Consider the following 14,456-nt stretch of genomic DNA (forward strand, 5'->3'; position numbering starts at 1 on the left):
CCGTTATTGAGAGATTGGTAACTGTAAAAAGAGTCAAATGCCGGCCAATTTTACTAGCGGGCCGCAGTATCCTTCTTGACGGCATTGATCGTCCGCGCCACGATTGCATCGATGCCCAACTGACCGAGTTCGGCTGTCGCGCGACGCGGGTCACCGCCGTAGATGCCGTCGGCAGGGCCGCGTTTCGGACCGTTTCGCAGTCGATCCTGCCGCACCATCTGCGGTGCCACCGCGAGCAGCAATGACGTGTCCGCGAGTCCCGCGTGCGTGCCGATCTCGTCATCGCGATAGCCATGCTGGCGAAGGATTTGTGCATAACCGTCGGAACTGGTGCCGTAATATTCCGGCGGTACGAATGCCCGCGCGGCCGACCCGGACCATGACTTGTTGAGTTGGGCGACCACACGCTTGATATCGTTCTGATAGCCGCCGTGATCGCCTAGAAAGACGATATCCCTGAACCCATGCACCTTGAAGCTGTTCGCTGCGGACGCGAGCATCTTTTCGAACACGTCGTCCGGTACCGTGATGGTGCCGGGAAAACGCATGTGGGATGTCGGCGGTGCGTAGCTTCCCTCCGGCACATAGGCTATGACCGGTGCGACCAGCGCATTGCCCAGTCCTTCCGCGATGCGCTGTGACAGCAGCTTCACGCGCGCGTTGTGCTTGCCAAGCGCGACATCAGGACCGCTTTGCTCGGTCCCGCCAATGGGGATAACGATGGTGGTCTTGCCCGCCTGAATCTGGTCGCGCAGTTCGGTCCAGGTCAGGTCCTCAAGGAATACGGTTTTCGGTGTTTGCGCAAAGACGGCCTGCGTGGCGATGAGCAAAATGACGGAAGCGAAAGCTCGCCGTAGTGGGAAGCGCATGAAAATTCCTCATGAAAATACGTGTCGGGGCTTTGGGACTAAGGAGGCGCGAACGTTACCGAAGCTTCACGGTTGTACCAACTCGATAGCCAGGATCAGCTGCTGCGCGCGCTCACGCGTCACACTATCCATCAATGCCGGCAGGCTGCACGCGCGCAATAACTGCTGGCTGCTGCTGACCTCTGCAGAACCGGCTTTCAATGACGCTTGCAGCACTTCCACTTGCAACTGCAGACGTTCGCGCACCAGCGACGATGGGCTATCGACACCGGCCATGATTTCGGCCCGCAACAACTCTTGCAACAGCGCTTCACGATTATTTTCCAGCGTCGCGAGATAGGTGTTAATTGCCTGCCGCTCCGCACCTCTATGTAAATTCAGCGCGCTATCGAAGCGGATTCGCATGGTTTTTTCAAATGCTACAGGTAGCGCCGGCAGTGCTTGCCAGTTGGCATTCCAGGCATCCGGATGACCATCCGCTTCCGCGTCAGGATCCAGCCCCAGGCTGACTTCGACCAACTGGCACAGCGCCAGCTTGTCGCACAGAGCATGCGCCTGCGCAATGGCGGCGTGACGTTGCGCCCGGTCAAGCAGCGCTTGCAGGTTAGCGACAGCGGCGCTGTAGCGCGCCTCGATTTGCCCTTCTGCCGCGCGCGGCACCGCGCCAGCCTTGCTCCAGTCTTGTTGCGCCTGGCGCAGAATTTTCGGTAACGCAGCTTCAGCTTGCGTGATGGCCGCTTCAAGGCTGGCACACAATTCTTCTTTGACCTGCAGATTCTGACGACGCTCGGTATCGGCAGTTGAAGCCGCCTCTTTGCGTTGCGCAAAAATCGTATCGCAAGCGCTACGAAAGCGTTGCCACAACAGTTGCTCATCCTGACGCGACAGAGGGAGTGCCTTGGCCTGCTCCTGCCAGCGTTGCTGCAACTCGCGCAGACGTTCGGTGGTATCGCGCTGGTTGGCAGGCAATTCAGAGGCTTCGGTAATCAACTTTTCGCGCTTGCCGATTTCAAGCTGTTGTTGCACCATTAACGGAGCAAGCAATCGCTGGCTAGCGCCGGCAAACGCCTTGTCGAGCGCTTTCTTTTCACTGCGATTGATCGCCCCCAGATTTCTCCAGGCTTGCTGCTTCTGCTGACAGAACTGCGCAATGGCCTTCCAGTCTGGCGCAGCATCACCAGGTCCAGCGATCCCCGTCAACGCCGCTTCGGCATACTGCTGCACCTCGTCTATCAATGCCAGCGCCTTGGTCTGATTGACCTGGCGCTCTTCAGCCAGTTGCTGAAAATGCGCCGCGACCGGTGCATAAGCGGCAGTACAGGCAGCGTCAAAACCATCCCATAGCACTTTTGGCGCAGAGCCGGCGGAACTGTCCAGCGACTTCCAGCGAGCACGCAAAGTGCCGATTTTTTTGGCCAGCTCAGCCGTCGCCAGCGCCTGGCCCGGTAATTCCTGCGCGGCTTTCATCAATTCTTCGCGCGAGACATTCCCGCCCCAGCGCGCCCAACCTTGCAAGCGCCCCAATTCACCGCGCGCCTGCGCCAATCTGGCATTCTGCGGCGACGTCATTTTTAGTGCTTTGAAATCCATCGCGCGCAGGGCTTTGTCGAAATCCATCGCGGCTTGCAAAGCCCCTTCTTCCAGCGCCGCCTCCAGGCCGTCCAACGCGACCGAAAACTGCTGTTGTGACGCCAGCTTATCGGTGTGGGGTGCTTGCTCGGGTAACGCAGATGGCTGTATGTTTTTTGGCTGAATGGCAGCAATGCTCTGTTGCAGCAAGGTTTGATAACGTTGCTCCAAAGAAGCATCGGTCAACGCTGGCGGCAATGATGCCAGAGCGGCCCAGCTACGCCGCAAGGACTCGGGCTTCAAGTCCTCTGCAGCTGTTGATTCCCACTGCGTCAACAGTTCCTGACGTGCGCTCAGCGCTTGCTGATGCTGTTGCAGGTTCTGCAGAAGCTGGCGTAAGTCGTGTAACGCCGTGACAAATTCAGAAGCCAGGTTTTTCGGCAAGGCAATCGCTTCAGCGCTGCTTTCATGCTCCCGCATTTGCGCTGCGATTTGCTCCGCCTGCAAAGCGATCGCGTCTGCCGCTTGCGCCTGTGGATTTGCGCTGATTTGCTGGTTTAGCTGACGTAAACGCGCCAATAAACCCAGTACCGAGCGCTGCAATGCTGCCTGCGTCGACAAACGCTCCGCCAGTGCCGCGCTGATCTGCCCGAATTCCTGTTGCTGCGCTTCGACCGGCATATCGATTCGCTGCCAGGCGCGGTCCAGGTCCGCGACCTGGTTCGGCAAAAGCTGTTCTTCCTGTAACAGGCGTTGCGCCTGCTGCAAACAGTTGGCTGCCTGGGCAAACGTCTGCTGCTGTTTACGCAGCAAATCCAGCCTGGACTGCATCAATTTTGCTACCCGGCGGTCAACATTCCGCATCGCTTGCAGCACTTGTTCCAGCCCGGCAGCACTCTGCACCAATTGGGCTGCCTGCAATCGTGCATCGGCAAAATCCGCCTGCAAAATAAAACTGACTGCGGCCGCCTCCTCAGTCAGGACCGCCGCTTGCGTCAGCGCTTGTTGGCGCGCGGTATCGGTTGCTTGTGCGCTGGCAACGCGCAGCGCCGTGTGCTGAAGTGCTTTTTGTGTCACTTCTGACTGTGCTGCAGCGGCGGAGCGATGCGCGCGCTTGAAAAGGAAACCAAACATAGATAAGTACCAATCAGATAAGGACAGACCACAGAGATGCGGTTAACAGGCGGTAGGAAGCAAGAATTCGATTTAAACGGTGAGACGACGCTGACGCAATAATTTGAAGGCCATCAGGCTGGCCGATACGCGACTTGCAACTGATCAAGGCCGGCCAGCAGTTTGACGAATGCCGCAGCACTCTGCGTGGGTTCGCCCTTGACGCCGAGGTCAATGTGACGCTGGGTCTGACCATCGCCGACATGCGGCAGACTGAATACCTTGACCAACGGAAATTCGGCTTCAATGGCTTCCATCAAAGGCGTCAGGGTGGACTCCATCGCGCCGTATACCAATACGGATTGCTCCAACTGCGGATTCCGGTGGAATAAATCAACGTGATAGGTATCCAGTACCCACTCGAACATAGGCCATGCCATCACCGGGAAGCCCGGCGCAAAATGATGAATACCTTGCGCTTGGCCCGGTGGCTTTGCTGGATTCCGGATTGAAAATCCAGGAATCTTGTTAAACGGATTCGGAATGATTTCGGCACCTTGTGGAAACTCCCCCATCTTCAGACGATGCAGGTTGTCAACGGTATCGTAATCAGGTTCAACGCCGGCGCTACGAGCGGTATCGGCTATGCGCTCGCGGATTTTTTCGCGCGCCTGCGGATGCAATACCAGCGGCACGCCGAGTGCCGCGGCAGCACATTGACGGGTGTGATCGTCCGGGGTTGCACCGATACCGCCGGTACAAAACACAATGTCATTGCTGGCAAAGGTACGTTTCAGCGTCGCAACTATCCGCGCCGGCTCATCGCCCAGATACTCCGCCCAACTCAGTGACAGGCCACGTGCCGCCAGCATTTCCAGCACTTTGGGAAAATGTTTATCGACCCGTCTGCCAGACAGAATTTCGTCGCCAATGATAATTAGTCCGATTGCCATAAGAGTGTCTTTGCGCTGAGTGAGACGATTAGATTACTTTAAACGGATACCTTCGTCGCTGAGAAAATGTGTGCTGGAGCTTGCGCTATCGGCACCCTCCGCACCACGTACAGCAATAATGCTTGCGGCCAGCTTCGCCGCACGATACTTACTCAACGCTTCCAGGCAATAATACTCAAACCACAAACCGGTAAACACAAACACCAGCACGTAAAGCCAGATCGATCCTCCCGCCATGAAAGGAAGAACGATCAACCAGAGCGCACCACCCAGCCACAGCAAAGTCGGTGCCGCGCCCATCGCGCCGGTGATGATACCGATTATCAGCAGCGGCCAGCGATGTATCTTCAGAATCGCCTTCAGTTCATCTTTGTCTGCATACGCGGACAGCACGTCGTAAGCAATCACTCGGTAGGTCAACCAGCCCCACAGCAACGCCGGGATGACGAAAGCCAACGGCGGAACCAGCCACAGTGGCAAGGTTACCAGCCACAATATGCAAAACAACAAAAATGACGAAAGCGCGGTCCAGATGCTGCCAAACAGCGTGCCGCCCTTGCGCTTCTGCAGCCCGGCATAATGACGGCCGCCGACATGACGCGCCACTGCCGGCAACGCGAACAGCCCGACGAATACCAGTGCCGTCAGTATCATCAGCGGCAACAACAGCCAGAGTGCCATCCACGGCACAATCACCGTCTTCAGCGCACCCAGGCCAAGCCAGCTCAATGCACCGCCAGCAGCTTTCATGCCGCCGCTGCCGACCAAATAATTTTGCAACCAGTCAACCAGCGGCTGCAAACCCAGCCACAACGCCAGCCCCCAGATCAGCACCGAAATCAGGAACGGCAAGAAAGTCAGCATCAGCATACGGAAATGCAGCTGCGACAGCAGCGCCCGACCAAACGCAACGATTACAGGACGCATCAGCGACGAACCTTTCCGGCAAACTCAACCATCCGCTTCAGCCCCAGCCATTGCTGCTCCCAGTAGCCGACGCCATAGCGACGTTCCTTACCGACTGGTGCCGGCAATTGATCGCGAACCCCGGTGTGTTCGAAGGTCTGACCGAAATAGGTGGTGCCGAACAGCACGTCCCAGAACGAGAACAAGACGCCGAAGTTATGGCCGCCGAGCGAACCTTTTCCCCGGCTTTCATGGCCGATCCCAATCGCATGGTGCCAACGATGGAAGCGCGGCGACACCACTACCGCATCACCCAGCTTGCCGAAATGGATACGTACATTGGCATGCTGCAAGCTTTGCAGCATGCGCGATGCGGCGACCAGCAAGACATATTGCGCCGGTTCGACACCAATCGCCAGCGCTACCAGCGCCATGCAGATATCGTGGATCAAATCGTCCAGTAAATGATTCCGATCATCCGTCCAGAGATTCATGTTCTGCTGACTATGGTGCAAGCTATGCAAACCCCACAACCAGCCAAAACCATGCTGTGCACGGTGATACCAGTAATCACAAAAATCGAGTGCCAACAGATACACCAGGAAGGTGATCAATGGCCGGTCGGTCACGCCGGGCCACAAATTATCCAAATTAAAAGGGTGCAAGCCTTCCAGATGCAGCCACTCGGTTAGCTGCGCGACCACAGGATCAAGCAGAAAAAACACCAATACGGAAAATGTGCCAAGACGCTGTATCGCGGTGTAAATGAAATCGTTCCAGCGCGCGCGGCGATCGGTAATCGGATGCACCGGAATCATTGACTCCAACGGCCGCAGAAGAATGAACAACAGCACCAGTTCGCAGACACCGATCAGAAACCACTCGGTCCCATCAAACGCATCTTCGAGATATTCGCTCAAGCCGGCATGAAACAGCAGAGGTTGCACCGCCGCCTGGAATAACCAGGCTTGCAGCGCAGAAAACAGATTAACCAGACTATCGATCATGATGCTTGTTGTCTCTTGCCGATGGGAGCGGTGTTCGCCGCTGGACCTGGACTCTTGCCTTTCGCCTTGTCGGCGGCCGCTTTATAGGCAGGATGCTCCCTTAACGTGGCAAAACAAAACCCCTTTTTCTCCAGCCCGCTGATCAATGGTTCGAGTACCGCCGGCGCCCACGGATCTTTGCGCGACCAGATACCAAGATGCGCGATCAGGATATCGCCATCCTTGACGTTCTTCAACTCGCGTTGCAACAGCATTTGGTTCGGCCATTTATCGCTGGGCAGCTCATCGCCGGAAAATCCGGCATCGGCCCACGCCACATGCGCATAGCCACAAGCCTGACCCGCAGCCAGAGTGCGCGGCGTCAGGTGTCCGCCAGGCGTGCGCCAAAACGGATCAAGGTGCGTACCGGTCAATGTATGAAAACGCTGCTCGACACGATTGATTTCGTCGCAATATTGCTGCGGCGTCCAGGCTAACAATTTGCCGCCATTGGCGCCAAATTGCGGCTTCATTTCGATTTTTCCGTCGGCCAGATCCCGCCTGGCATAGACATGATCGAAGGTATGGCTGCCAAACGCATGGCCGTCCTCCACCAGTGATTTCCAGTAAGGCGCCCAGGATGGATCGAGCGAATAGTCGCCATTCACGGTTTTTTCATTGGCCATGAAAAAAGTCGCTTTGATGCGATGACGGCGCAGTGTCTGGGCGATAAATTCGGCCTGCGACTGGCTACCGGTATCGAAGGTCAGATACAGCGTTCCCTTACAGGCAGCCGGCGCAACGGACTGCGCCTGCGACAGGCCGGCCGAACTTGCCGCCGCAATTGCCGCAACCAAAAGCCAGCCGGATTTCAGCGCAGAATAGCGGGTCATCACAATTCAGAAGCGCGGTTAGTAAAGTAAATACCGTGTGGCGACCGACCGACCGGGATCGATTTGATCACCTTACGGCTGGCGATATCCACCACCGAAACCTGCTTGACCCAGCGCTGGGTGACCCACATGGTTTTGCCGTCTGCAGTCACTTCCATGCAGTCCGGGCCGCCCGGCACGTTGATCACGCCAACGTTTTCCAGCGTATTCAAATCGAGAATATTGATCGTTCCGGCAACCCGGTTCGAGACAAACACGTGACGCTTGTCGCCCTGCGGACGGAAATTATGTGCGCCGTCGCCAGTCTTGATTTTCTTGACAATCTTCTGCGTACGCCAATCCACCACCGCAACATAATCGCTACCCATGATGCCGACCAGCAAATATTTATTGTCTGGTGTCATGTAAATGCCCGCCGGTTGCTTACCGACCGGCATGGTCCATTTGACGGTTTGCGTGGCCAGATCAACCGCAGTGATCTCATCGCTGCCCTGCAGTGTGATGAATGCCAGCGAGCTGTCGGCACTGAAGGTCATATGGCTTGGCATCTTCGGCAATGGCAGACGCTTGGACAGCTTCAGATTCTTGCCGTCATAGCCGTAAATATCAATGCGATCGAGACGCAGACCGTTCGAGATAAACCATTTTTGATTCGGCGAAAAACCGATTTGATACGGATCGGCGATATCCTTTACCTGGCTCTGGATTTTGCCGGTTTTAGGGTCCAGAAAATACAATTCACTGCCGGTTGCTGCGGCGACGATCAGCGACTTGTTGTCCGGGGTTGGCATCAGATGATGCGGCTCCTTGCCGACTGCGAATGCGCTGATTTCCTTGTAGCTGTTCTGATCCAGCAAACTGATGGTGGCATCGCGCGAATTCAGCACTACCACGACGTTCGGAGCAACTGCAGCTGACGCCGGAGCAGCGACCAGCTCTGCTGCACATGTCGGAAATGCAGATATTGCAATCAGCAAACCGCAAGCAACAACGATGGAACGACGAACAAAAGCGGTCATGGCAATATTCAGAAAAGCGAAAAGGGGGATATTTTACCGCGCATGCCGCACCGATGCCGTACCCATTGATTTAAATAACGCTTATTAAAACATTGCAAAAACAACATATTTTAATCGACTAAGGCTTCGGTTTTCCGGCCTGTTAAAGCGCAGTTTTTGCGCTGTTTTTGGTTTACACTGCCATCCACATCAACCACACAAAAAGGAATGCAATGTCAACCACTACCGTTTCGGGCCTGGAATATGAAGATACCAACGTTGGCACAGGCGCAGAAGCCAAAGCCGGCGACCACGTCAGCGTGCATTACACCGGCTGGCTGCGCAACGCCGACGGCAGCGCAGGTACGAAATTCGACTCCAGCAAAGACCGCGGCGATCCGTTTGAATTTCCGCTGGGTGCCGGTCATGTGATTAAAGGTTGGGACGAAGGCGTGCAAGGCATGAAAATCGGCGGCGTTCGCAAGCTGATCATTCCGGCAGCACTAGGCTATGGCGCACGCGGCGCCGGCGGCGTGATTCCACCGAACGCGACACTGATTTTTGAAGTCGAACTGCTTGGTGTATAAATGCAAGCCAGCCAACTGACCGTGATGTCAAGACGGCTCAAGCCAACTCGGTCACGCGCTGCCATCATCGCCTTGTTGGCGAGTGGCCTGTTGGCAGGTTGCACTGTGGTCAGTGTGGCCGCCACGGCGGTTGACGCTACGGTGGCAGTTGGATCTGCTGCGGTCAGCGTTGCCACCACTGTTGTGAGTGGCACCGTCAAGGCCGGCGGTGCGGTGGTCAATGCCGTTACCGATTGAGTACACTGCGCCGAACCTCTGCCCCCCTGATCCGCAATTAATCCTGGTTCAGGCTATTAATTACTCTTTACCTGGAGTACGTATGACTCTACAAGCCGAATTCGAGCAGGCGCTCGCCGATTCCAAGAATCTCGATGAGCGTCCGGACAACATGACCTTGCTGAAAATGTACGCCATCTACAAGCAAGGTAGCCTGGGTGATGCGAGCGGCGATCGCCCAGGCATGACCGACTTTGTCGGCCGCGCCAAGTGGGATGCCTGGAATGCACTGAAAGGCACTTCACAAGAAGCCGCTCAACAGCAATATATTGATTTCGTGAAAGACTTGAAGGGTTGAACCTTTAGTTCGCTTACCCAGTTGTAATAAAAAAGAAGGCCGGAGCACTCGCTAGTGACCCGGCCTTCTTTTTACATTGCCACATCGTACTTCCAAAAACGAGGCGCAACGCCGACTCGCTGACCGGATTAGCGCCTGACCTCCGGATTGAGCAGATTTGGTGGCAACGCACCCTCTTTTTCCGGCAGCAATGCCGCCAGCAAATTGTCCGCAGCACATGCCGCCATTGCGCGCCGTGTTGGTTCCGAGGCACTGGCGATATGCGGCGTCAGGACCACGTTCGACAGCGTCAGGAAGTCGGGATGCAATGCCGGTTCATTCTCAAACACATCCAGCCCGGCGCCGGCGATTCTGTGCTCGCGCAATGCCGCGATCAGCGCCACGTCGTCAACAATCCCGCCACGCGCCAGATTGACCAGCGTCGCGCCCGGCTTCATCAGTGCCAACTCTTCAGCGCCAATGGTGTGATGTGATTCTTTCGAATACGGCAACACCAGAATCACATGATCCGCCTGGCGTAACAACGCTTCCTTGCTGACATAACGCGCATTATTGGCAAGCGCTTCCAGTTCCGGCGTCAGGCGTGAACGGTTGTGATATAGCACCTGCATGTCAAAGCCGGTTGAGCGGCGCGCTATCGCCTGCCCGATCCGGCCCATGCCAATCACCCCGAGCGTGGCGCCATGCACATCGGCACCGAGAAAGCTGTCGTAACGCCATTGTTGCCAGTGGCCGGCGCGCAGCCAGTGCTCTGACTCCGTTATGCGGCGTGCGGTCGCCATTAACAAGGCCCAACCAAAATCGGCGGTGGTTTCGTTCAGCACGTCTGGCGTGTTGGTCACCATGACGCCTGCTTTGGTCGCCGCCGCGACGTCGATGTTGTTGTAACCGACGGCCTGATTACACACTGCTTTCAGATGCGGACAGGCACTCAGCAACTCAGCCGAGATAGGTTCGCTGGCGGTCGCAATGACGCCATCCTTGTCGCGCAATTTTTCGGCCAGTTCGGCGCTGTTGAAAATGTGGTCGGCCTGATTCGACTCAACCTCAAAATGCTGCTCCAGACGGCTGATCACTTCCGGGAAAATTGCCCGGGCCAGCAGTATCTTCGGTTTATGTAATGTATTCACAATGACAACGCCCTCATCTTATCCACGGAAGAAAATAAAGCTCATGATAGCGAATAGTGGCAGCAGCACCACGCACGCCCATGCCATATAGCCAAAGAAAGACGGCATGCGGATGCCGCGTTCTTCGGCAATCGCCTTGACCATCAGGTTAGGCGCATTACCAATGTAGCTGTTGGCCCCCATGAACACTGCGCCACATGAAATCGCCGCCAGGGTCGCCGCCAGTTTCCCCATCAATTCGAGCGCATCGCCAGAGGCCGTATTGAAGAACACCAGATAGGTCGGCGCGTTATCAAGGAATGACGACAATATCCCGGTTATCCAGAAATACATCATGTTATTCGGTTGACCGTCAGCACCAGTCACCGCTTGTACGATCGCACCGAACGGACCATGCACGCCAACCCGCAACATGGCGATGACCGGCGCAATGGTGATGAAAATCGCGGCAAACAGCTTGCCAACTTCAAGAATCGGTTCCCAGGTGAAGTTATTGCCTTCTCTGGCAATTTTTGGCGTCAGCCACAATGAAGCCACAATGACTACCAGCAACAGGCCGTCGCGCAGCAAATTCTGCAATTCCACCGGGGTGCCGTAGATATTGTAGGTAACGCCGGATTTCCACAAGCCGCTCATCAGTACCAGTGCAATCACGAGCGCCAGCAGAATGAAGTTGAATTTTCCCTCGAAACGCAAGTTTGGGTTATCCGGCGTTGGGTCTTGCGACGGCGGCAACTCTTCTTCGCGGTGATGGAAATAATGGCGATCCAGAAAATAAAAAATCATCAACAGAGCAGCCCACATGAACAGCGTTTCGAACAGGATGTTCTTGAACGTCCAGGAAAAGTCGACGCCTTTCAAGAAGCCCAGAAACAGCGGCGGATCGCCTAGCGGCGTTAACGCACCGCCTGCATTGGCCACCAGAAAAATAAAAAAAACAACAATGTGGACTGAGTGCTTGCGATTGTCGTTAGCGCGAATCAGTGGCCGAATCAGCAACATCGAAGCGCCGGTGGTTCCCATCAAGCTCGCCAGCACGGTCCCCAATGCCAGCAAGCCGGTATTCAGCGCCGGTGTTCCGTGCAAATTGCCGCGCAGACAAATCCCGCCCGCCACCACGAACAGCGCCGTCAGTAAAATAATAAACGGGAAATACTCGGCCATGAAGGCATGGACTACGCCGGCTGCGGCCAGCGGCACGCCAAACCAGATCGCACATGGGATCAAAAACGCCACGGACCAGGCCAGTGCGATTTTGCCAAAATGATGATGCCAGAATACCGGCACCAGCAACGGTCCCAGCGCAATCGACAACAACAAACCCATGAACGGAATACCCCACCAAACCGATAACTGTGCGCCGTCAAGCTCGGCGGCCTGTACAGCAACGGGGAGAAAACTGGCCAGCGTGAAGAGTATTTTTTTGCGCAATGGTGTCTTTCGAATCAGATAAAAAGTTGTCTATTTTAAACGCGATTAAATTGCATAAAAAATAGTGATCAAACTATTATCGTCATCTTTTGTGTCCGGCACGTCCTTTGCGGCTATGGATTTAAGGCGCTGGAGCAATCTCAAACACTTGTCGCAGATAATTCACATACGCCTCATCCTCACACATGTTTTTCGACGGTGTATCCGATAGTTTCGCCACCGGCTGGCCGTTACAACCGACCATCTTCATCACGATTTGCAGCGGCGTGTAGCCCAGATCGTTAGTCAGATTGGTACCGACGCCGAAGGCGGTCCGAGTGCGATCCTTGAAGCGCGAATACAGTGCAATCACTTTGCGGAAATCAAGGCTGTCAGAAAACACCAGCGTCTTGGTCGCAGGATCGACCCGATTATCCTGAAACTGCCGGATCAGGCGTTCGCCCCAATCGAACGGATCACCGGAATCATGGCGCGCACCGTCAAACAGCTTGCAAAAATACATGTCGAAATCGCGCAGGAAAGCAGTCACCCCATAGACGTCCGATAACGCAATACCCAGATCGCCGCGGTATTCCTTGGCCCACATTTCAAATCCATAAATTTGCGAATCACGCAGGCGCGGCCCAAGCGACTGGCAAGCTTGCAAGTACTCGTGCGCCATCGTCCCGAGCGGAGTCAATCCTTGTTGCATGGCGAAATTCACATTCGACGTACCCGCCAGATGGTCGCCAAAATCACGTTGCATGGTCTGTACCACTTCTTCGTGCCAAGCTCGCGAGAAGCGTCGCCGCGTGCCGTAATCAGCGATCTTGCAGCCAGCCATCGCAGCATCATCGCGGATCAGTGCCATTTTTTTTTGCAGGCGCTGACGCCCTTCCTCGAAATCCGGCGTTGTTTGGGTAGCGCGAAAATACACTTCATTGACAATCGCCAGTACCGGCACCTCAAACAATATCGTGTGCAGCCAGGGGCCCTGAACCAGAATATCGATTTCGCCGTTATTTGCCGCCGACGGCTGCACGGTGATGTATTTTTGCTGCAAGTGAAACAAGCTTAGGAAATCGACGAAGTCGCTCTTGATAAAACGTAAACCACGCAGGTATTCCAGCTCCCGCTCCTGCAGATGGAGCCGGCACAAACCGGCGATTTCATCACGAATCTCGTCGACATAAGGGGTCAGATCAACCCCTTGATTACGGCATTTATAGCGGTACTCGACTTGCGCCGCCGGGAAATGATGCAATACCACCTGCATCATGGTGAACTTATACAGATCGGTATCGAGAAGCGAAGTAATGATCATGGTGGTTGACTACAGGTTGGTAACTACGGATTGCGTACTTTCTTTGGTGCGTTGCCAACGGATTGCTCACACCATCATTTTATGCCGCCAAAAAAGCGCCGGAATCGAAAAACTATGGATAACCGGACAGCCCGGTCTCGGTTGCCGCTGTCGGCAGTTTCTTCCGGTCCGGCTCAAAAAAACACCAATACACTTGCGGCCAGCGCGCTTGAATGCTGGCTTCAATCCGATTAATGGCGTCGACCAACGCAAGGTCCGACGGCTGTGGCCGCATCTCGGCTTGCACCGCAATCATCACTTGCTCGCCCCACTGCATCGAAATCAAGTTAATCACGCTGTCAATTTCAGGGCGGGCTTCGATATGCGCCTTGATCGCCGCGTGTATCTCGGGCGCCGCTGATTCACCGGTCACCATCGCCTTGACCTCACGGATCACAACCACCGCCACCATCATCAGCAACAGGCCGACCGCAATCGAACCACAAGCGTCCCAGACCGGATTGCCGGTGACGACCGTCAGCACCACGGCGACAAACGCCAGCGCCAAACCGGCCAGTGCTGCGATGTCTTCGCCCGCGACTACCATCAATTCGGACTGACGGGTTTCGCGAAACCACTTAAAAAATGTCTTGCCGTGTGAAATCTTGCGGATTTCGACCAGCGCGCCGCGCAGCGAAATAGCCTCGAGCACCACCGAAATACCCAGCACGCCGAGCGCTACCCAAGGCCTACCGATCGGCTCCGGATCCAGCAAATGCCGGATCCCTTCCATGACCGAGAACGCGCCTCCGACGAAAAACAGCAATATCGCCACCATCATGGCCCAGAAATACACCACGCGCGCGTAGCCCATCGGATGTGCGTCATTCGCCGGGGTTTTGGCCTCTTTCAGTCCGATCAGCAAAAAAATCTGGTTGGTGCAGTCGGCCAGCGAGTGAATCGCTTCGGCCAGCATCGCACCGGAACCGGTAAATGCTGCGGCGGCAAATTTAGCCAGCGCGATACCGCCATTCGCACCGAGCGCGTAGAAAATCGCCTTGGTAGAACCTTCCGAGTGTGATGCCATGACTGTGCTGTCGCCATTCCGTTACGTGTAAAAGTTGACACACTAGCCAATTTACCGGCCCGGCGCAACTGACATCGT

Annotated in this window: 14 protein-coding genes; 3 read left to right on the forward strand and 11 right to left on the reverse strand. The window is 55.6% G+C overall.

Annotation, left to right across the window (positions count from 1 at the left end; genetic code table 11):
* Positions 1–53: 53 nt before the first annotated feature.
* The 7 genes from AC3CHX_RS21600 to AC3CHX_RS21630 form a co-directional block, all read right to left on the reverse strand.
* A complete protein-coding gene (locus AC3CHX_RS21600) occupies positions 54–869 on the reverse strand; it encodes a creatininase family protein (protein ID WP_488630037.1) in 816 nt (271 codons plus the stop codon).
* A 66-nt stretch (positions 870–935) separates the two neighbouring features.
* Positions 936–3,572 (reverse strand): DUF349 domain-containing protein, encoded by a 2,637-nt coding sequence (locus AC3CHX_RS21605; protein ID WP_488630038.1) that lies wholly within the window; start codon positions 3,570–3,572, stop codon positions 936–938.
* Positions 3,573–3,685: 113 nt separating this feature from the next.
* Positions 3,686–4,504 (reverse strand): competence/damage-inducible protein A, encoded by an 819-nt coding sequence (locus AC3CHX_RS21610; RefSeq protein WP_488630039.1) that lies wholly within the window; start codon positions 4,502–4,504, stop codon positions 3,686–3,688.
* A gap of 33 nt (positions 4,505–4,537) precedes the next feature.
* A complete protein-coding gene (locus tag AC3CHX_RS21615) occupies positions 4,538–5,431 on the reverse strand; it encodes an EI24 domain-containing protein (RefSeq protein ID WP_488630040.1) in 894 nt (297 codons plus the stop codon).
* Positions 5,431–6,417: a sterol desaturase family protein gene (locus tag AC3CHX_RS21620; protein ID WP_488630041.1), complete on the reverse strand. Its 987-nt coding sequence runs from the start codon at positions 6,415–6,417 to the stop codon at positions 5,431–5,433. Before AC3CHX_RS21620 ends, AC3CHX_RS21615 begins: the two co-directional genes overlap by 1 nt.
* The gene (locus AC3CHX_RS21625; protein ID WP_488630042.1) at positions 6,414–7,289 is read right to left on the reverse strand and encodes a polysaccharide deacetylase family protein; all 876 of its coding nucleotides are present in this window, start codon (positions 7,287–7,289) and stop codon (positions 6,414–6,416) included. Before AC3CHX_RS21625 ends, AC3CHX_RS21620 begins: the two co-directional genes overlap by 4 nt.
* Positions 7,289–8,308 carry a YVTN family beta-propeller repeat protein gene (locus AC3CHX_RS21630; protein ID WP_488630043.1) on the reverse strand — a complete coding sequence of 340 codons (1,020 nt, stop codon included), beginning with the start codon at positions 8,306–8,308 and terminating at the stop codon, positions 7,289–7,291. Before AC3CHX_RS21630 ends, AC3CHX_RS21625 begins: the two co-directional genes overlap by 1 nt.
* A 212-nt stretch (positions 8,309–8,520) precedes the next feature.
* Here AC3CHX_RS21630 and AC3CHX_RS21635 point away from each other — a divergent pair, with 212 nt between their 5' ends.
* The 3 genes from AC3CHX_RS21635 to AC3CHX_RS21645 all read left to right on the forward strand — a co-directional run bounded on the left by AC3CHX_RS21635 (position 8,521) and on the right by AC3CHX_RS21645 (position 9,448).
* Positions 8,521–8,874 (forward strand): FKBP-type peptidyl-prolyl cis-trans isomerase, encoded by a 354-nt coding sequence (locus tag AC3CHX_RS21635; RefSeq protein ID WP_488630044.1) that lies wholly within the window; start codon positions 8,521–8,523, stop codon positions 8,872–8,874.
* Complete coding sequence (locus tag AC3CHX_RS21640; protein ID WP_488630045.1) at positions 8,875–9,111, forward strand: hypothetical protein; 237 nt, start codon at positions 8,875–8,877, stop codon at positions 9,109–9,111.
* An 82-nt stretch (positions 9,112–9,193) separates the two neighbouring features.
* The gene (locus AC3CHX_RS21645; RefSeq protein WP_488630046.1) at positions 9,194–9,448 is read left to right on the forward strand and encodes an acyl-CoA-binding protein; all 255 of its coding nucleotides are present in this window, start codon (positions 9,194–9,196) and stop codon (positions 9,446–9,448) included.
* A gap of 128 nt (positions 9,449–9,576) precedes the next feature.
* Here the strand turns inward: AC3CHX_RS21645 and AC3CHX_RS21650 are convergent, their stop codons facing one another.
* From AC3CHX_RS21650 to AC3CHX_RS21665, 4 genes are all read right to left on the reverse strand, one after another.
* Positions 9,577–10,578: a 2-hydroxyacid dehydrogenase gene (locus tag AC3CHX_RS21650; protein ID WP_488630047.1), complete on the reverse strand. Its 1,002-nt coding sequence runs from the start codon at positions 10,576–10,578 to the stop codon at positions 9,577–9,579.
* Between the two features lie 18 nt (positions 10,579–10,596).
* Positions 10,597–12,009, reverse strand: a complete 1,413-nt coding sequence (locus AC3CHX_RS21655; RefSeq protein WP_488630048.1) for a sodium:proton antiporter — start codon at positions 12,007–12,009, stop codon at positions 10,597–10,599.
* Positions 12,010–12,130: 121 nt separating this feature from the next.
* A complete protein-coding gene (gene pncB / locus AC3CHX_RS21660; protein WP_488630049.1) occupies positions 12,131–13,312 on the reverse strand; it encodes a nicotinate phosphoribosyltransferase in 1,182 nt (393 codons plus the stop codon).
* A 112-nt stretch (positions 13,313–13,424) separates the two neighbouring features.
* Entirely contained in the window at positions 13,425–14,378 is a 954-nt protein-coding gene (locus tag AC3CHX_RS21665) for a cation diffusion facilitator family transporter (RefSeq protein ID WP_488630050.1), read from the reverse strand.
* Positions 14,379–14,456 lie beyond the last annotated feature (78 nt).

It is taken from the genome of Glaciimonas sp. OK215 (assembly GCF_057787885.1).

Coding starts and splice junctions, on each gene's coding strand:
- AC3CHX_RS21600 (WP_488630037.1), bottom strand. CDS start 869: ATGCGCTTCCCACTACGGCGAGCTTTCGCTTCCGTCATTTTGCTCATC.
- AC3CHX_RS21605 (WP_488630038.1), bottom strand. CDS start 3,572: ATGTTTGGTTTCCTTTTCAAGCGCGCGCATCGCTCCGCCGCTGCAGCA.
- AC3CHX_RS21610 (WP_488630039.1), bottom strand. CDS start 4,504: ATGGCAATCGGACTAATTATCATTGGCGACGAAATTCTGTCTGGCAGA.
- AC3CHX_RS21615 (WP_488630040.1), bottom strand. CDS start 5,431: ATGCGTCCTGTAATCGTTGCGTTTGGTCGGGCGCTGCTGTCGCAGCTG.
- AC3CHX_RS21620 (WP_488630041.1), bottom strand. CDS start 6,417: ATGATCGATAGTCTGGTTAATCTGTTTTCTGCGCTGCAAGCCTGGTTA.
- AC3CHX_RS21625 (WP_488630042.1), bottom strand. CDS start 7,289: ATGACCCGCTATTCTGCGCTGAAATCCGGCTGGCTTTTGGTTGCGGCA.
- AC3CHX_RS21630 (WP_488630043.1), bottom strand. CDS start 8,308: ATGACCGCTTTTGTTCGTCGTTCCATCGTTGTTGCTTGCGGTTTGCTG.
- AC3CHX_RS21635 (WP_488630044.1), top strand. CDS start 8,521: ATGTCAACCACTACCGTTTCGGGCCTGGAATATGAAGATACCAACGTT.
- AC3CHX_RS21640 (WP_488630045.1), top strand. CDS start 8,875: ATGCAAGCCAGCCAACTGACCGTGATGTCAAGACGGCTCAAGCCAACT.
- AC3CHX_RS21645 (WP_488630046.1), top strand. CDS start 9,194: ATGACTCTACAAGCCGAATTCGAGCAGGCGCTCGCCGATTCCAAGAAT.
- pncB (WP_488630049.1), bottom strand. CDS start 13,312: ATGATCATTACTTCGCTTCTCGATACCGATCTGTATAAGTTCACCATG.
- AC3CHX_RS21665 (WP_488630050.1), bottom strand. CDS start 14,378: ATGGCATCACACTCGGAAGGTTCTACCAAGGCGATTTTCTACGCGCTC.